16 protein-coding genes are annotated in these 18,796 nt (G+C 42.3%); all 16 read right to left on the bottom strand.

Annotated features, from left to right (window positions below; genetic code table 11):
• Positions 1-73: 73 nt before the first annotated feature.
• The 16 genes from IGJ12_RS08240 to tkt all read right to left on the bottom strand — a co-directional run bounded on the left by IGJ12_RS08240 (position 74) and on the right by tkt (position 18,772).
• Positions 74-1,273, bottom strand: a complete 1,200-nt coding sequence (locus tag IGJ12_RS08240; protein ID WP_430619558.1) for a hypothetical protein — start codon at positions 1,271-1,273, stop codon at positions 74-76.
• Positions 1,273-2,124 (bottom strand): hypothetical protein, encoded by an 852-nt coding sequence (locus tag IGJ12_RS08235; RefSeq protein ID WP_430619557.1) that lies wholly within the window; start codon positions 2,122-2,124, stop codon positions 1,273-1,275. Before IGJ12_RS08235 ends, IGJ12_RS08240 begins: the two co-directional genes overlap by 1 nt.
• A 121-nt stretch (positions 2,125-2,245) precedes the next feature.
• Positions 2,246-2,725 carry a signal peptidase I gene (gene lepB, locus IGJ12_RS08230; protein WP_061054158.1) on the bottom strand — a complete coding sequence of 160 codons (480 nt, stop codon included), beginning with the start codon at positions 2,723-2,725 and terminating at the stop codon, positions 2,246-2,248.
• Between the two features lie 18 nt (positions 2,726-2,743).
• Positions 2,744-4,795, bottom strand: a complete 2,052-nt coding sequence (locus tag IGJ12_RS08225; protein WP_430619556.1) for a glucosaminidase domain-containing protein — start codon at positions 4,793-4,795, stop codon at positions 2,744-2,746.
• A 299-nt stretch (positions 4,796-5,094) separates the two neighbouring features.
• Positions 5,095-8,148, bottom strand: coding sequence for a pectate lyase-like adhesive domain-containing protein (locus IGJ12_RS08220; RefSeq protein WP_430619555.1), 3,054 nt, complete (start codon positions 8,146-8,148; stop codon positions 5,095-5,097).
• Position 8,149: 1 nt separating this feature from the next.
• Positions 8,150-9,277, bottom strand: coding sequence for a DUF916 and DUF3324 domain-containing protein (locus tag IGJ12_RS08215; protein ID WP_016611732.1), 1,128 nt, complete (start codon positions 9,275-9,277; stop codon positions 8,150-8,152).
• Between the two features lie 13 nt (positions 9,278-9,290).
• A complete protein-coding gene (locus IGJ12_RS08210) occupies positions 9,291-10,103 on the bottom strand; it encodes a WxL domain-containing protein (RefSeq protein WP_061054154.1) in 813 nt (270 codons plus the stop codon).
• Between the two features lie 42 nt (positions 10,104-10,145).
• Complete coding sequence (locus IGJ12_RS08205) at positions 10,146-10,949, bottom strand: WxL domain-containing protein (protein WP_008379814.1); 804 nt, start codon at positions 10,947-10,949, stop codon at positions 10,146-10,148.
• 14 nt (positions 10,950-10,963) lie between these two features.
• Entirely contained in the window at positions 10,964-11,338 is a 375-nt protein-coding gene (locus tag IGJ12_RS08200; RefSeq protein WP_430619554.1) for an LPXTG cell wall anchor domain-containing protein, read from the bottom strand.
• A gap of 594 nt (positions 11,339-11,932) precedes the next feature.
• Complete coding sequence (gene nth, locus IGJ12_RS08195; RefSeq protein WP_005236053.1) at positions 11,933-12,589, bottom strand: endonuclease III; 657 nt, start codon at positions 12,587-12,589, stop codon at positions 11,933-11,935.
• A 24-nt stretch (positions 12,590-12,613) separates the two neighbouring features.
• Positions 12,614-13,315 carry a DnaD domain protein gene (locus IGJ12_RS08190; RefSeq protein ID WP_016611727.1) on the bottom strand — a complete coding sequence of 234 codons (702 nt, stop codon included), beginning with the start codon at positions 13,313-13,315 and terminating at the stop codon, positions 12,614-12,616.
• Positions 13,316-13,426: 111 nt separating this feature from the next.
• Positions 13,427-13,813, bottom strand: a complete 387-nt coding sequence (locus IGJ12_RS08185) for a RidA family protein (RefSeq protein ID WP_005236057.1) — start codon at positions 13,811-13,813, stop codon at positions 13,427-13,429.
• Entirely contained in the window at positions 13,810-14,250 is a 441-nt protein-coding gene (locus IGJ12_RS08180) for a Fur family transcriptional regulator (protein WP_005226158.1), read from the bottom strand. The genes IGJ12_RS08185 and IGJ12_RS08180 overlap by 4 nt, the downstream gene beginning before the upstream one ends.
• Positions 14,251-14,417: 167 nt before the next feature.
• Positions 14,418-15,347, bottom strand: a complete 930-nt coding sequence (gene cysK / locus IGJ12_RS08175) for a cysteine synthase A (RefSeq protein WP_005236064.1) — start codon at positions 15,345-15,347, stop codon at positions 14,418-14,420.
• Between the two features lie 200 nt (positions 15,348-15,547).
• Positions 15,548-16,402, bottom strand: coding sequence for a glucosaminidase domain-containing protein (locus IGJ12_RS08170; RefSeq protein ID WP_430619553.1), 855 nt, complete (start codon positions 16,400-16,402; stop codon positions 15,548-15,550).
• A gap of 372 nt (positions 16,403-16,774) precedes the next feature.
• On the bottom strand, positions 16,775-18,772 hold the full coding sequence (tkt, locus tag IGJ12_RS08165; RefSeq protein WP_429961873.1) for a transketolase: 1,998 nt from the start codon (positions 18,770-18,772) through the stop codon (positions 16,775-16,777).
• Between the last annotated feature and the right edge of the window lie 24 nt (positions 18,773-18,796).

Genomic DNA, 18,796 nt, shown 5'->3' with positions numbered 1-18,796 from the left:
AGAATAGTGAAAAACAGTAGATCAGATTTTGATCTACTGTTTTTTTTACTAACGACCATATAAATGTAGAAGCTTACTTTTCAAGCTCTTCAAAAAGCAATTTTTTATCTGAAAGCTGATAAACTTGATTATGCAGATCGTCAAACAAATGAATCACATTTTCTTTTGTCTCGTTCACTTCAAAAAGAATCTCCTTGGCACGATCATGAATGCCATCGATTCGCATTTCTGTCGTACGGATCATTCGTTCAGATTCGATCTTCGCTTCTTGAATCGTGCGATTTGCTTTTCTTCTAGCAAAGACTAAAACCTCACTGATTTCTGTTTGGAACTGCTCGTTTTCGATTTGTAGGGTTGCATTTTCTTCCCGTAGTGCTTCGATCTTCGCCTGAAGCTCTGCGACTTCTTCATTTGATTCGCTAGTTGAAACTTTTGCTGCAAGCTCTTCTTTTTCTGCCAATTGCTGTTTCAAATCAGCAATTACTTCTTGCAACTGCTGGATTTCTTGCCGCTTCAACATCCATTCAGCGCGTTCCTTTTCGTAATTTTGTTTCTCTTTTTGCTCTTTTTCTTGCTGAACAGCTAACTTAGCTTCTAATTGCTGGATCTGTGCTTCAAGTTTTTCTGTATCTACTTTTGTAATCTGTTCTTCTAGGTCTTTGACTTTCTTATTCGCTTCTACTAGCGAAGCTTTTAATTCTTTTGCCTCTGCTTCTTGTTGAGCCACTACCTTCTGCTGTTTTTTTAACTGCTTTTTTTCTTCCTGTAGTTGCTCGTTTTCTAAAATCAATTCTTTAATTTCAAAAGATAAATTTTCAATCATATGATCCTTTTCTTGTTCTTCTGACTCTTGCTGATGTGTCTGGTTTATACTCAATTCTTTCTCCATACGTTCTCCTTTATCTTCAACGAGTTGACTATCCTTGGCGTGGTTATCACGGTTCCCAGAGGATTTTTGCTGCACTGCTATCTTTTTGACACTTTGATCTGTCTGTTGATCAACAGACACTCTTTGCTGAGAAATCGGTTTTGCTAAAGTCTGTGCGACAGGTTTCGCTGTTTCTTTCTGGGTTTTAGGGGGTTCATTGTCCGCTTGTCGATTGGTTCCTTTCTCTTTTTTTTCAGGCGTAGCCTTTGCGAACCCTTGATCCTCAATGATTCCCTCTTCTTGATTTGTCTCCTCAAATTCATTCAACTCTTCTATGGATAATTGATTTACTTCATCCATTAGCTTTTGGACAGAAAACAAACCTTTGTTTTTCTTTTTCATCATTAATTTTTCACACTGCCTTTTTGTTCATTTGTATTGATCGTTTCACTTTGATCCGTTCGAGGAGTAGAGGATATGCTTTCGCTCCCCTCGTTATTAGCTACTTCTTGAGCGTCAGTGTTTGGAAAGCTGCGTTCTAAAAGGGTCCAAAATCCATTCTCGTCACGAATGATCGTCTGCTCAAAGGACTGATCAGAATCCTTGGAAAATTGAACAGAGAAGGTTCCTTGGGTGATCAAGGGAACGTTCTGCATATCATGTAGTAGACGAGAAAAATTTTCTTCCCATCCGTTTAAGTCATCAATTGATGGTAATTTGCTAGATAGAACAATCGAGATTTCTTGCAAGGGCTGATCAACAAAAATCATCGCTACAGTGCGGCCTAGATATGGTGATAACTGATAGGCCAACTCATATTCAGCTGCAAACTGTGCCTCACGATCATTGGATACGAGTAAATGCTCCCAATCAATCGCTTCAAAAGCAAAGCCGTTCTCAGGATAAGCAAAAATCGGCATACGCATCCATTCCGTTTGCTCAGTTCTTAGCGCGAAGACTTCCTCTTTCAATTGACTGGTTTCTTCTTGCAGCTTTTGCAAATGAATGCCGCCTGTCAGTTGAAAAACTGTTAATAGCAAGACACTTACGATTATGGCACTACTGCAGCCCAATACAATTAGCAAGTGCCCACTACGCAGGTTGTGCTTAAATAAACGAAGTTTCCTTTTGGCTAAAGCATCTGACGACAGCTGCTTTTCAACTTTTCTTAATAAATATTCTCGATACAATCGCCAACCGATGATACTACCTGCTCCAATGGCAAGCAGTATCATCCCAATATAAATAAAAATCACAGTCTCTTCCTTCCATCAAAACTAAAATTCGTTTTATTCATCCCTTTTGATACAAACTTAGTCTCGTTGATATGTTGCAAGAAATGAATCATCGCAAGCTTCCTTTCAAGAAGCTGATGTGTCAGAAGAACGTGATCACCACACCATAAAAGGTTTTACTTGAAATGATTCCAAATTCTCTACTATCACTTGAAGTGAGCAGTGCATCGCCAACGACAAAGTACTCATCTTCTTTGAGGTACCCCCGAATCGGCAACGCCTCAAAGGCTTCATCCTTCACAGTGATCATAAATGAAAAATCAAAGTCAGTATCCTCCGCCCCAATCAATAAACGCTCCTGTGTACGAACGAAGGAATCTCCCGGCACACCAATCACTCTCTTGATCAAAAATTTCCCTTCCTGTTCGAAAGCGATCAGCTGATAGCGATTTGGCTGGCGCTTTTTATGGATCAGCACAACTTGTCGATCCTCGATCGTCGGCAGCATGGACGTTCCTCTGACTAACGCCAGTCGATACGGCTGAAGAAACGCAATAAGCAAAAGGACCATCAAAAAGATACCGCTGATAGGAAGACCTATTTGTCTATGCCTTTTACTCATATTGCCAGCCCTCCATCCTTATTTTGGCATAATATATGAAACACTTGATGAGTGCGCCAATTCATTGCTGATCACGCGATAAGAGATTGTGGTTCCACCATAGACATTTCCTTCTGAAACCAAAATACCATTTGGACCAACGGCTTCAACAAAAGCGACATGCCCATAACGAGGATCAGATCCAGCTGTTCCAGGTGCAAAAGAGATCATACTGCCTGCTTTAGGCGTTTGACTGACGTTGTAACCTAAACGTCGTCCGGTATTGCCCCATTGACCACCATTTCCCATGTAGTCATCTACTTGACCTCCTAATTGACTCACGCGATTGAACACATACCAAGTACATTGTCCAACAGGATACGAACCAGAAAGATTGTAGTCACGACCGTTGTATTCTCGAAATGTCATGAGGGAGCGATACTCTTCTGGAATTTGTTCTTTCCTTTGGATAAACAAGCCTGTTTCTGTTGCGATCACTTGGTCATATTGCGTCAATCCATAGACCGCAATCAGTGAATTGATTTTTTTACTATAATTAACATCGGTCGCATAAGTGCCCGTCAAAGCATCTGCTGCCCGAAGATAGTTTTTTGATTCAGAGCGCCACACGTCTTGATAAAAGGTTGGATTTCCAGTGATTCCTCCGCGAATCAATTTGACATAATCAGCCATGGAATCTCGATAACTTGAATAGGAACGAAAAGCGGCTTGAATTTGGAATAGTTCTCCGTTGCCTTTATCTTCCATTGTTGGTAAAGTCACGCTGTTTCCTTGATAACTGCCTTTGATCCCAAAAAGGTTATAATGGGGACTGCTGGAAAGCCCGCTGTCGCCACTGCCGCTTTCAAGGATCGCTTGCGCGATCAATACAGAAGCAAAGACATCGTATTCTTGCCCTAAGCTTTGGGCTTCTTGTGCCAATGTTTCAATAAACGTCTGGGTCTTTTGATTCACTGTAAATTCGTAAGGGGCTGGATATTCAGTAACTAGCTTTTCGCCATATGTAGCCAATTCAGGATTTGATAGCCGTCTGATCGATAGCGGCTCTTCGATAGAAACCCGCTGAACTTCGATGGCAGTTTTCGTTGGCTCTTCTTGATTTGTCACTAAACTTGCTTGGTAACCATCTGCGAGGTAGATACCGATTAACTTATTTGCGTCATATAAAAGATCCCCCGGTTGTAATTGTTCAACCTGCTGTTCTTTTTCTATCCAGCTAGCTTCTCCTTTTATCACCGCTTTGATCCGTTCATTGATCCATTCGTCCATCGTCAATGGTTCTTCTAGTTCACCAATTTGCCCGATGATCTCGTAGACGAATGCCGCTTGCCATTGCGCATCATAATCAGCTAATATCGGCAAGGTGAAATCTAACAGATTCGAATCAGCGATCTTTGCTGCCCGAAAACTCTCTGATAAATCAATGGTACGTCCATCATAAAAAGAATTTTTCAAGTCAGAAGTAGCATCTGGTGATTGAACGACAGGGTTTATTACTTGCTCAGGTGCAATAATCGGAGGTGTTTTCGGCTCCTCTTTTTTTGCATTTTCAGTATTTTCGTTGCTCTCAGTTGAAATTTCATTTTCTTTTGGTGCCAATGACTCATCAATCAAGTCGGTCTCTTTTGGCTTGTTCTCTGTTTCTATTTCTAGATCGTCCGTTTCAGCATCTTTTTTTTCCTCTTCCTCGGAAGGTTCCTTGGACTCTGATTCCTCTAGTTCGGTCGTTTCCGCTGACTCGGTCGTTTGTGTTGAGTCTGATTCTTCAGACGAATCAAGAGATTCTACAACGGTATCTGCTGTTTCTGAATCCATAAGCGGTTCATTTGATTCGGAGGATAACTCGGTCGAGTCCTCCGTTTGCTCTTTGCTGACGTCTTCTTGACTTTCTTGGTCTTCTGCTGCCGATGAATCTTGGTCATCAAGTTGCTGTTCGGCATTTGTATTTTCTGAATAGTTATCAGGCTGAGGGCTTTCTTTCGCCAGTAATACGGGAGAAACAAAAAGTTGGCTTGCTAAAATCCCAGCACTGAATAATGTTAAATATGACTTCTTTTTTCTACTCTTCATACAGTTTCCTTTCTCTTGTTTCAGCCGGCATCATTGGTTTTGATCAAAACCTGACGAACTGATTCAAAGTTGCTTGAATAGTTTTTGCACGAGTTTAGGTGAACTCTGTATCTTCGCGATTATTTTTGAAGCAAACGATTGATTTAGCCAGCTTAAGCAGATTTTGCTCAGCAGCGTGATCTACCATAAAAAAGCGTTAAAATCCACTGCTTTTCAACCGATTTACTCACTGTCTTCCTATCAAGAATGGAAGCTGTCATAGGCGTCAACAGCTTCCATTTGATAAGATTGAGCATCGATCATTCGGTAGATGGGACAAAACTTAACTCCCATTCAATCGTTGCTTGATAGGTCATGTTACGCGGATTTGATCCAATGGGTACTTCAAGTTTGACACTATCCCCCATCGTCCCCATATCCCCGTAGCGCTGAATCCAGGTACCGCTTCCTTCATTTGCATCCGCTTCAGCGATCAAAGCGGGTACCCCAGGATCAAGGATCATTGATTCACTATAAGTGGGAGGAATTGCTGAATTGGCGGCATTCGTCAGCATAACTGCATTTTCTAAAATAATTCGTGCACCCCGAAGTTCTTCTCCTCGATCATTACGAAATCCTGCAGCGGATAATGTCGCGTTTAATTCCCAGCCGGTAAATTGAGCGCGCCGGTCAGAAATCTGCACGTAATTTGGCCGTTCCTCAGTTACTGAGCCATCAGCACTGCTAAGACGTTGTGGCAATGCCTTGTACTGTTTGGTATCTGCACTTATTGATACATCTCCAAAGCTATACTGGGAGATGAAATCGATACTGATAAACCCTAAATGTTCTGGTATATCCGGTTTATTTTCTGGATTCACTTCAATATCTGGCGCGATCGGATCTCGTGGATTCATTGTGGCAATCTCTTGAACAACTGTTTCAGCTGTATCAAATTTTCCATTTAAGAAAGCGTAAGCCGTCACCGTATTATGTTTTGTAAACCGATCCCCCTCGGCTAAGGTCAAGCTGAAATCACCATTGGCATCTGCTTGAAGATGAAACAAGCTGTTATCATCAAAAGAGGGTGATTGCAGTTGCGGTGCGGGAATCGCTGGATCTCCGTCAAAACGAATCACACTATAAGGTGTGGCTTTTCCCTTAATGATTCTTGAGCCTTCCAGTGCCGGGTCTTCCGTTAATGGTTCTAAATGAACCTCGACATCTGGAATATATTCAAATAGGATACGTTGTGCTCTTGTGGTAAAATTCGCGCGAAAATGATCAACGATCTCTTGTGAGATGGAAGAAACATTCGAAATCGATGACAAGGTAGAGGCAAAATTCACTTTTAAATTGAAGATTGGACTCCAACTGAAGTCTGGTTCCTCCGTCAAGTTTCCATGCCGCCATTGCTTCGCAGCTTGAATATCCACATCTAATAGCCCGCCGCTGCCGGAAATCGAAATAAGGCTACTATTTGCTGCATTTCCGGTAACCGCCCTTGTTTTCTCTAAATTGATGCGTTGTGCATCCGCAAAAGTGAAGGTTGAGGCCGAGCTCAAAAATGTCATCAAGGAATGAGAGGGATTGGTTCCGTCCGACTTAATATCCAAGACTCCTTCTTTAGCAACAATAAATGTGGCGGCACCGGCTACATGGATCACTCCGGAGGTGGTGGTCCCTTGATTCACTGCATCAATTTCGACACTGCTTTTATTTCCAATAAGCATCGTGCTTCCAGCACCCATGTAGATAATGTTATAGCCCCATCCATTGAGGCTTGTGGTACGTCCATCAGCTTTGATTACCACTTTGCTATCCTCAGACATTTCAAAGTGGGCGCCGCTAGCATACATACTGATTGCGGGGGAGTTGGCTCGGGCAGTCAAATGAAGCTCTGATCGATTACCGATATTGATCCGTCCATTCGCTATATAAATATTTGCTCCAAAAGCCTCACCGGCTGTTCCAGCTGCACGCAGAGACATCTTTGCATCATTGCCAATAGTCATACGCCCCGTTGCATAATATAAATAGATATTGCCGGAATTTATTGTCGACATGTCAACTGTTGCGTTATCAAGAATTTCCAATTGTGTTACTTCCATATTTGCTTGGTTGGTTGCATTGATCGTTTGCACACGTCCAGATCTGGAAGTATATGTCGGAGTTTGATGCGATATTACTTCGCCAGACATAATAACAGGTGTCGCTAACGAGTGGATCAACTGATTGCCCGCGTTGGTTAAATTGTGGTAACGCATTCTGGATAGATTTTGTTGCGGAATACTCATATTTGTAAAATTCATGAAGCCATAATAGTTGCCATGAACGATATCGATATTTTGGTACGTGATATCCCACGGCGATGCACTATTGACGGTACTATCATAAAATCCGACAGCAACAGCTCTAAAGTCGATTTGATACCCATTGCCTTCGATCACAAGCGTTCTCGAAATTCCAGAAGCATTGGTCCAAATATAGGCTACCCCATTCGACGGGTTGGAAGTTGCACTTCCCGCAGCCACTCCGGAAACTCCTTGAGTAGGATTGTTTGATGATTCAAAGTCATTTACGATATTGATATAATTTACTTCTCTATTCACGATTGCCGCCATAAACTCTTGCCAGTTGGAAACATCCCGATGACTGATTTCGTCTAACGGTGTGACCGGTTCTGTCAATTGGGCAATTGCTTCTGCTTGGTCAGCTTCTGTGTCTTGCTGATTCTCATTTAGGTTCGCGTCATTAGGAGGTTGCGTGGTTCGTTTCCCTTCCTGCGGCGTGTCTGATGGTGAGACCTCTGTCTCGATCGTTTCATTATCTGCATCATCATCCAAGTCCTCTTCCCCGTCATCTTCTGCCTGTACTTCGATCGTTAGTTCCGCTTCACCTATAAAAAGTCGATAATCGCCTATTTTATTAAAGACGATAGGAATCTCGAACTCCATTAGCTCTTCATCAAAGGTAAGCGTCCATTCCTGTTCTTCTTCAGACAGCTTCTTATTCTTCACTTCTGCAGCAAATTCTTCTTCCACGATCGCTGCTTCTTTCGCTACAACTAGCGTAATCTCATTTAAAGGTTGGCTTGATACGACGAAAACGTCGATCGGTTGATCCACGACACCTTCAATCACACTAACTGGAAACTGAAAAAAAGGGTTATGGATGTCAAATTCTTTTGTTTGGATCGGTTGTGTTGCTTTATCAAGCAAGGACATATTCTGCGTTTCATCCAACGGTTCAATCGTGTGATCGATGGCGTGGATTTCCGGCAATAGGATACTGCTCAGACTTGGAAAAAAAGTTTGCACACTTAGTAATCCAATAATGATCGCAATTATTACCTTGTGCGGGGTATTCTTCATTTCAACTTTTCCCACCTTCCTTTGCATTTTTTTTCTTATGAACAATTAGGATGATCGCAATAATTAGAAGCAAGCTGATTAGACCAGCCGTGGCGATCATCCACCAATTGAGTGACGTATCTACAGTGACATCGAGTTCATTTAAGCGGCGAGCATCTTCTGCCTCTACGCTAAATATCTGTTCCCAAGACCACTCTTCCTCTCCTGACCGCGCAGTAAGATTCAATACATACTCCCCATTACGAAAACGATCGCCATCCAAGGGAATTGGGAAATGCATATGTGAATTAGGAGCCATTTGCATAGATGATTGACTTGTTTCATATAAGATCGTCTCACCACCAACAGAACGAATTTCAGCTGTTACTTCCAATTGATTGACAAATGTTGCTGTATAATTTTGGATAACAGCACTAAATACGTTTCGGTAGTTTACTTGATCGGCAAAAACATCAAGCAGTTCCAATCCCGGATCCGTTGCGGACCGATTGTTGCTTACTACCACACCAATGACATAGGAAAATGCATTCCGAATACCTAATCCTTCTTCAGCAGATTGTGTTTGCTCCTCTTCCGAAATAACCTCTTTGATTCGAATGCCACCTGCCAAAACCCCTTTGAATTCCTCTTCCGGCATCGTAATCGGTAAAGAAATGATTCGTTTTTCTAATGGATCGAACAATACGGTTTCAGGCACCTCTACCAGTTCATCAATTGATGCAGGTAAAGTCGGATCAGGGGATTCTGCATCCCTGCCATATTCCACAACACCATTCACATTCGTAAATGCCGTATGGGCAGAAATTTCTATTTCGATCGCTTGATCAGAACCATTTTCGATCTCTAAAGCCAATTCATCACGTTCTCCTGCCCCAAGATTTAAATCGAAATACCCCAACGCCCCTCCTTCCAGCTGACTTTCCGGTAAGATAGGCGTCACATAAAAGTTTAATTCTGATTCTGTCTGAGCATAGCTCATTCTTGGTGAAAAAAAGAATGATAGTAGGATGACCGCACAGGTAACCGTTTTTATCCATTTCATTCTCATACGTTGTTCAGTCAAAAGTGGTTCTCCTTCCAAAAAAGGCAGGAATAATTTACTATTCCTGCCAGTTGTTTCTTGTTGCAAGCTATGATCCTTCTTACGGATTTACTGTTTCGCCGCCACTATCAACAGAAGCAGTTAGCGTCCATGTCATTTCCGCAGTATAGTTAGTTGCTAGCTGCGTGGTAGAGCCTGGTACAAATAGTTGAATATCATCATTTCTGATAATTTCGCCTTCTTGTTTATTAAGATTTTGTTCCGTCAATTTTTCCTGATCTCCCCAGTAAATCGATGAAGCGCCCGCGCCTTGACCGACCGAAGCACGCATGACAGGAATGTCTTGATCGTTGACATCTAGGATCAACGCATTTTGTTCTTCATTATTGATAACGGCACTTGGCTGTAAGTCTCGATCACCCTCGCCTTTGTTGAACACGATTTCAGGGTTTGCCAACTTGATTTTTGCCCCAGTCAAGACATCTCCTGATTCAGAAGTAAAATCAGTTAGACTAACATTTAATGTCCAACCAGCATGCGTTCCTCGGGTATCTTGCACTTGGGCAAACGATACGTACGGTGTCGTCCCTGATTGATCAGCCAAATTACGCTCATCAGCAACGATTGAATACCAACGATCACTGGTAGAAATAGCATTCTGACCAAAATCGAATGTTTGTGGTGCATAAGCAATGGTAAATGGGCCCGTTTGTCCTGGCGGTGTTGGTTCGATTGTTTCTACTTCTGGGTGCACGACTGGCGGTTGTACCACTGTTAGATCGCTTCCGTCTGAGGTAAACCCTACAACGTTATCGGTAGTCGTTTCTAATGAAGATTGGGCAAAGGCTTGAACGCCTCCTGCTAGTAAAGTGGTGGATAATACAGCGACCGTAGCTAAACGAATCTTTTTCATTTCTAGTTCCTTCTTTCTTTTTTTATTCAGTACAAAACCAAGTTACTGAACCGTTTCTCCGTCCGGTCCAGCTGTTGCAGCCAAAGTCCAAGTAAGAGTTGCTTCATAAAGAGCAGCGTCTTTTGCTGTTGATCCAGGAACAAGTAACTCAATTCCAGCATTTTCAACAACCTCTGCACCTGCTTCTACTTGTCGATTGATTTCTTCCTGATCGCCCCAAACGACTGACGATACGCCAGCACCTTTTGTTTGAGCAGCGGTCAGAACCGAACGTTCACTATTTGTAGCATCTAAAATCAATCCATCCGCATGAATTTGTGGCTCATTTTCTTGGTTGCTTCCGTTATATTCCAATTTTGGCGAATTAAAACGAATTCTTGCTCCAGTCAGTTCATTATTCTGTGTTCCTGATTCAAAAGCACTTAAGGAAACTTTTAAATCCCAACCAGCATTTGTCCCACGCGTATCTTGGACTTGGGCAAATGAAACATAAGGAACTCTTTCTTCACTATCTTCCGCGTCTTTTAGCTTGTGTAATTCAGCCACTAGCTTATATTCTTGATCGGTATTAGAAATCACTTGCTCACCGAAATTAAGTGTAGGTGCGTAAGCAATGGTCAATGGTCCCGTTTGTCCTTCCGGGCCGACTGGATTGATCTCTACATCTGGACCATTAGGACCAGGATTTGGTGGTTGAACTACTGTCGCTTCGCTATCGTTTGGTACAAAGAGAACTTTCCCTTCTGTATCATGGTTTGTTACACTCTCAGTAGCGAAGGCTTCCGCGCTAATAGTAAATAAAGTTGCAGCTAAAACAGCTGCCGATGCAAATCGTACGAATTTCAAATTCATCCCTGCTTTCAAATTATTTGTCTTTTCTTTTTAACCATCACAAATTTTGATCGATGTTTGGTATATTGCACATACAATACAACCAGTACAAGCAGTAATCCAAGAAAGATTACGCCGTAAGTTCTTGTCTCGTTGGTCTTTGGTAAAATACCACCTGGTTTTGCTACCTTGTTTGGTGGCGATATATTCTCTGTAGGGCCTGCTGGCGGTGCTGGTTCGGGTTGCCCAATAGGCTCATAAACACCGGTAAAGAGCACAGAGCTTTCTGTTTCAACCGACTGCACTTCCTGAGCATTCACCGCTGCCGTAGAAATAGTTATCACATAAAAAAGAGTGCAAAACAGAACCATACGAACTAATTTCCATACCTTTTCTCCTTTCATTCTCCCTCCTCCTCTATACTTGCCACGTCTTATAAGTGATCTTTTCAAGACAGCGTTTGCCTAAGACCCGTTAACAAAAATGATTTTGAGATCGTTTTAGAATCATTTGAACTGTGCAACGCTTTTTCTGTCATTCGTAAAATAGCAGAGAAAGACTTATAACTTTTGACAAAGTTCACTATACTGATGATTTTCACAGATTTGAAATATTATTTTTCACCAATGGGTGAATTTTCTTATTAATATTCCTTTTTATTGACCAAAAATAAGCATTTTTATAAAAAGAAAGGGTAAAAATTTTGCGAAAGAAGCCCATCATACTAAGCTTACAAATAGTTTCAAAAAAAAGGCGTATTGGAAGGTTCATTTCGCATCGAGCATCACCCCTCACACGATCTATTTGTGAAAAAACACCTGATTTTGAGTGGTGTAATCAAAAAAATTCAGTAAGCTTATGTTTTTCCAGTTACTTGAAAGGGCTTTAATAAAGGGTATTACGTTAATTACCTGTTTTTTATCAATTTGTGCAAAAAAAAACGCTAAGCGATTTCGCTTAGCGTCTTGATCCTAGATACTTTTGGTCTATGTTCACCATTAAATGGTTTTCTTCCCCTTCATGCGAAGCTTTCCTTCTTGGCACATCGCCAACAACGGGCAAATCTCACACTTTGGCGCCCTCGCGGTACAATGATAACGGCCAAAGAAAATCATCGTATGGTGGGTTTTGACCCATAATGGTTCGGGAATCTTTTTCATCAACGTTTGTTCAACTTCTAGTACATTGGCATCTAATTTACAAATGCGCAATCTTTTTGACACCCGTTCGACGTGGGTATCGACAGCGATTGCCGGTATCCCATAGGCATCACCAAGTACCACATTCGCAGTTTTTCTGCCGACACCTGGCAAAGAAACCAAATCTTCTCTTGTTTTCGGCACTTCACCACCAAAACGTAGCAATAGTTCCGAAGCACAAGCTTTGATATTTTTTGCCTTGTTTCGATACAGACCGATCGACTTGATTTTTGCAATCACATCTTCTAAAGGTGCTTCGCTCAAAGCTTGCGGTGTAGGATAAGCCTCAAAAAGTGCCGGGGTGACTTTATTTACCGAGACATCTGTTGCTTGCGCACTTAAAATGACTGCGATCAATAATTCAAACGCATTTTTGGATACCAATTCACCATGCGCTTCGGGAAACATCTCGTACATTGTTTCGATGGCGATCATTGTTTTTTCTTTGCTGATCATAGGACTATTTGAACTCCTTGTCTATTACTCTCCTTCTAACCAATTATGCATAGGGATTTTAGGCATTGGCCCTTCTTCCTGTGAAATACTCTCATTTTGAAGAAATTGTTTTTTTCTTCTTTTTTGTTCTTCCTCAACTTGCGCTTTCGACGTGATATTCTTACGTTCCCAAGAAAGTAAGATACGATCGATGTAATTTAAGCTATAAGCCTGATTCAAAACCGCTTCTCGCAAAGCAAACTGAATCAGTTCCGGATCGTAATGGTCCTCATCCAACCACTGCCCGATCCGCTGGTATTCGATTGCTGACAATGGCCGACCAAACTCGCCTTCAAACAAGCGATATAACCCACGGATTTTTTCTTCATTTGATTCTACTGCCTCATTTTTCGATTGCTGTGTCAAGAGAAATTCTAAACGGTCATAGATTCCTGTGAAATCATAATAATCAACCATTTTTCCGGCAGCATCTTTTTTTGATTCCATTCGCAGTACATCTTTTTTAAGTAATTGATTTAACCAATGATAAATTTCTTTTTGATCACTCCCCATCACAGAGGCAATCTCACGTAAATCAGGGAAATCATTTCCTTGCTCATGACTGCGATACAACTGCAGCCATAACAAAAATTCGTCATTTGTCAATCCAAGATGATGGTAATTTTCTAAAAGCAAATTTGATATCGTTGTTTGCCCTTTTGCTAAATAGTCCTTTAACGAAACCATACTGTATCCTCTTCTCCTTGATTCACCTGAAACTCTATGATCCTTTGGTCCAGGATCGATCCAATAAAAAGGGGACGACGCAAAGGCGGACGTCCCACGATTCATTCTTGGTTACGCTTTTTCTTTGACTGCTGCGATGATCTCAACTTCAACCAAAACATCTTTTGGCAAGCGGGCAACTTCTACAGCAGAACGTGCAGGTAACTCTTCATTGAACAATGTGCTATAGGTATTATTGAAAGGAACGAAATCATTCATATTTTTTAAAAAACATGTCGTCTTAACGATGTCATCTGGCGTAAGTTCCGCCGCTTCAAGAATCGCGTTGATATTTTTCAATACTTGCTGAGTCTGTACTTCAATCGTCGTACCGACAACTTCCCCCGAAACAGGATCTAATGGCACTTGACCAGAAGCAAACAAAAAGCCGTTTGCGATTTTTGCTTGAACATAAGGACCGATTGCTTGTGGTGCTTGATCTGTAGAAATTATCTTCATTTTGTTTCCTCCTCTTTCACTTGGCATTCGGGACATAGACCATAAACTTCTAGTCGATGGTTATTTATTTGATACCCAGTTAATTTCGAAGCCGCCATTTCGACATCTTCCAATCCTGGATAGTAAAAATCAGCGATCTTTCCACACTTTTGGCAGATAGCATGATAATGAGGCTCCGTTGTAAAATCAAAACGACTGGAGGCATCTCCATAATTCATTTCTTTTACAAAGCCAATTTCTGTGAACAAACGTAAGTTATTGTATACCGTTGCGACACTAATACCAGGAAAATGAACTTCAATCGCTCGATAAATCTCTTCAGCGGTCGGATGGGCATCGTGACTGGCTAAAAACTCTAATATCGCTACTCGCTGCGGTGTAATACGAATATTTTCATGTTTTAATCGTTTGATCGCTTCATCGTAGATCGTACTCACAGGAGTTCCTCCATTTCTCTTATCTCACCTATCATACTATGTAAAACCTAAAAATTCAAACAGCTTTCCTTATTTTTTCAAAGGCAAAACGCTTTTTTCAGCCCGCTTCCGTCCCCTTTTTTCGAGAAAGAAAAGCAGACATTTCAATGCCTGCTTTCTCTCGATTGTTAGTCTTCAAACTGATACAGTGCTGTGGACAAATAACGTTCGCCATTGTCAGGCACGATTGCTAAAACTTTTTTGCCTTTGCCTAGTTCTTTTGCTACCTGTAAAGCAGCTTGGATCGCAGCCCCTGAAGAGATTCCAACTAAAATCCCTTCTTTCATCCCAACTTGCCGTGCAGTTTTCATCGCATCGTCACTGGCAATTGCAATGACTTGATCATAAATTTCGGTATCTAATACTTTAGGGACAAATCCAGTACCGATCCCTTGAATCTTATGCGGTCCTGGCTTACCACCTTCTAAAATCGCAGATTCAGCAGGCTCAACACCAACTATTTTCAAATTAGGATAGACGCGCTTCAGTTCTTTGCCCGCTCCAGTGATCGTTCCACCAGTGCCGATTCCAGCGACAAAAGCATCTAAACCTTTTGATTCAAATGCATCCTCAATTTCTTTTCCTGTCGTTTTTTCATGAATTTCTGGGTTAGCTGGATTTTCAAATTGTAATGGCATATAGTAGCCGTCTTGCTCCGCTAATTCTTTTGCTTTGTTAATGGATCCTGTGATCCCTTCAGACCCAGGCGTCAAAATCAACTCTGCACCATAAGCTTGTACGATTTTCCGTCTTTCGATACTCATCGTTTCTGGCATAACCAACACAACCCGATAGCCTTTTGCCGTACCGATCATGGCTAAACCGATCCCCGTATTTCCTGAGGTTGGCTCGATAATCGTATCGCCGGCTTTCAATAAGCCGCTTTTTTCGGCTTTTTCAATCATGGCTAAAGCAATTCTGTCCTTTACGCTACCCCCAGGATTGAAAAACTCTAATTTCACATACACATCAGCAGAACCTTCTTCTACGATATGATTTAATTTGACGATTGGCGTATGACCAACTAATTCATTGACCGATTGATAGATTTTTGTCATTGAAAATCCCTCCCGTTCTTATTCTTCCATTCTACCTAAAATACCTCGGAGTTGCGAATAAAAAGTAAGCAATTTCAAATTTTTTTTCATATAGTTTTATACTTTGTTCTATTTCCACTGACCAGAGTTTGATTGCCACGTCAAAAAAACCTTAAGATTGGCTGCAATTGTAGCAATCCATCTTAAGGTTTTTAACTTACTTATACGATCAACTCTTGTCCGATAACGATGATCTCACTGGATAATCCATTCGATGCCATCAACGCATCAACGGTTGTTCCAAATCGGTTGGCGATATCCCAAAGCGTATCCCCAGAAGCAACTTGATAGCTCTGTGCTGAAGATGTACTACCTGAATACATGGTCGTCGTTGTGCTAGTTGTGTTTGTCCAGGCTGTATTTTGTGTCGTTCCTGTATCGAACCGTGTAAGCTGATAGGTTTCGATCAACCAGTTCAGTTTTTGTGCGTAACCTGGATCGGTAGCATAACGTCCCGTCAAGTAATTCGTTGCATCATAAAATGAGGTTGTTTGGCTTTTCCAGACACCACTGTAATGAGCAGTCCCTGTCGCGAAACTTGTACTTCGCAAGACGTTCGCATGATCCTGAAACGATTCCCAATAAGAGTTATATTGACGAAACGGTTCATTCATCTCTACCCACTGACCATTCAAATACTCTTGGGTAGGCATATACACACTTTGTCCGTTGTAACTGCCTTTGACCCCAAATAAATTGTAATAGGGGGCATTGGATAATGCGGAAGAACCATATCCGCTTTCCAAAATCGCTTGAGCGATCATCACAGAAGCATATAGATCATTGTTGGCAGCAACATCTTGTGCTGACCAGCCAATTTGTTCGATGAACCCTGAGATGTCCTGCGTCGCATATTGATTCTCAGCAGCTTGTACCTGTTGAGGAACGAAAGTGACCGTCATTGGCGCTAACATCATTCCTGCACCCATCAAAGAGACCACCGCCTTTTTACTAGGTCTTTTCATCGTCTTCTTTGGTTGATGATGTCTTTCACTTCTTGTTTGATAACTTCCCATCTTTTTCCTCCAGTAACTGTACGTTTTTTCAAATAAATCAATACAGCTATTATACGGAAAAATGCCTAGCAGTGCAAACAATGTTCACTTCCGACCCGACAAAAGACTTTTAAAAAACTTTCTGGACATCCCTCTCAGTTTGTTAATTACTGCGAAGTTTTTAAAAAAACTATTAGAATGGAATTGTATTGCTTCTCTCTTACTATTTAAAAGAGTCTATATCTTGTGGTGAAACCATTTTTCAGAAATCTTAGCAACTACTACCTTAAATAAGTCACTCTGGCACTTTCAGAGTGAGCAGTACTCGAAAAAAACACGCTCGAAAATCGAAAAGATTCTCGAACGTGCTAGCTTTGATTGATTGTCGATCAATTAATCGATTGATTTAAAAGTATTCACAACATTTTCAACACTAAAGCCGAATTCTGCTAATACTTTGTCGCCAGGTGCTGATGCACCGAAGTGATCGATCGCGATCACTTTTCCATGGCAACCGGTGTAACGTTCCCAACCAAATGGGGAAGCCGCTTCAATCGCTACCCGTTTCTTCACTGCTTTTGGCAAGACGCTTTCTTTGTATTCTGAGCTTTGCGCTTCAAACAGATCAAAGCTTGGTAAGGAGACCACCGATACATCGATGCCTTCTTCTGCCAATTTAGCTTGTGCTTGAACCGCAAGATTCACTTCAGAACCTGTGGCGATCAAAATCCCCGCTGGTGTTTCACCAGCTTGTTTTGAAATCACGTAGCCACCTTTTGCGACATTTTCATCCGCACCGGTTTGCGTGCCTTCGATCACTGGTAGATTTTGTCGGCTTAAGACTAAGACCGTTGGTTTATCCGTTGTCGTCATGGCCAATTTCCAGGCAGCACGGGTTTCATTGCCGTCTGCTGGACGAATCACTTGGACATTTGGCATGCACCGGACGCTGGCTAATTGCTCGATTGGCTCATGCGTCGGTCCATCTTCTCCCACCGCCACGGAGTCATGCGTCAAGACATAGATCACAGGTGCATGCTGGATCGCAGACAAGCGCACCGCTGGACGCAAGTAATCAACGAAGACGAAGAAGGTTCCGCCATAGATTCGCGTACCGCCATGCAATTGGATTCCGTTCATCGCTGCCGCCATCGCAAATTCTCGGACACCAAACCAAATGTTGCGGCCTTCGTATTGGCCAGGTTCAAAGTCTTTTTCTGCTGCCACCATCGTGTTGTTGGATCCAGAAAGGTCAGCCGATCCACCCCAGAGACTAGGGACGGCTTTGGATAAGGCTTGGATCATCTCTTTGCTGGATACTCGACTAGCTTGTGAGCTGCCAACTTCGTAGCTTGGTAATGTTGCATCCCAATCTGCTGGCAATTCACCCGCAAAGGCTTGTTTGAATTGCGCCGCAAGTTCTGGGTAGGCTGCTTCATAGGCACGGAAGGTTTCGTTCCAAGCGGCTTCAGCTTTTTGCCCTTCATCGATCATGGTTTCTTTGAAGCGCGCGGCAACTTCTTCAGGTACGGTAAATTCTGGGTATTCCCAGCCATAAATCGCTTTGGCTGCAGAAATGCCTTCGGCACCGATCGGCGCACCATGAACAGCAGAGGTGCCTTGATTTGGCGCACCGTATCCGATCACAGTCTTGATTTCGATCAAGGTTGGTTTGTCGCTTTCAGCTTTTGCTTCGTCGATCGCTTTCGAGATCGCTTCTAAATCATTGCCGTCTTCAACGAGAATGTGTTGCCAGCCATACGCCTCAAAACGCGCACCGACATTTTCTGTAAAGGCTTTTGAGGTCGGACCATCTAGGGAAATGTCGTTTGAATCGTACAAGACGATCAGTTTGTCTAATTTCATGTGACCCGCCATGGATGCCGCTTCTTGCGAAACACCTTCCATCAAATCCCCATCGCCACATAAGGCATAGGTATAGTGATCGATGACTTGATACTTGTCGCGATTGTAGGTTGCAGCCAAGTGGGCTTCGGCCATTGCCATACCGACTGCCATAGCGATCCCTTGTCCTAAAGGTCCAGTGGTTGCTTCCACGCCGTCTGTGTGATCGACTTCTGGATGTCCTGGCGTGCGGCTATCCCATTGACGGAAGTTTTTTAGATCCTCAATGGTCACATCGTAACCAGACACATGCAACAAGCTGTACAATAACGCCGAACCGTGTCCAGCAGACAAAACAAAACGGTCACGATCCACCCACTTGCGAGAAGTCGTTGGATTGACTTTCAAGTGTTTGGTCCACAAGGCATAGGCCATGGGTGCTGCCCCCATTGGTAATCCCGGATGTCCTGAATTGGCTTTTTGTACGGCTTCGATACTTAATGTACGAAGGGTGTTCACTCCTAATTGATCGATTTTATCAAACAATGGTAGTTCCTCCTAATTTAGGTT

It is taken from the genome of Enterococcus sp. DIV0802b (assembly GCF_050543535.1).
Taxonomy (GTDB): Bacteria; Bacillota; Bacilli; order Lactobacillales; family Enterococcaceae; genus Enterococcus_D; species Enterococcus_D entomosocium.
Note: the sequence above shows the minus strand (reverse complement) of the source record. Positions and strands in the feature narration are given on the sequence as shown.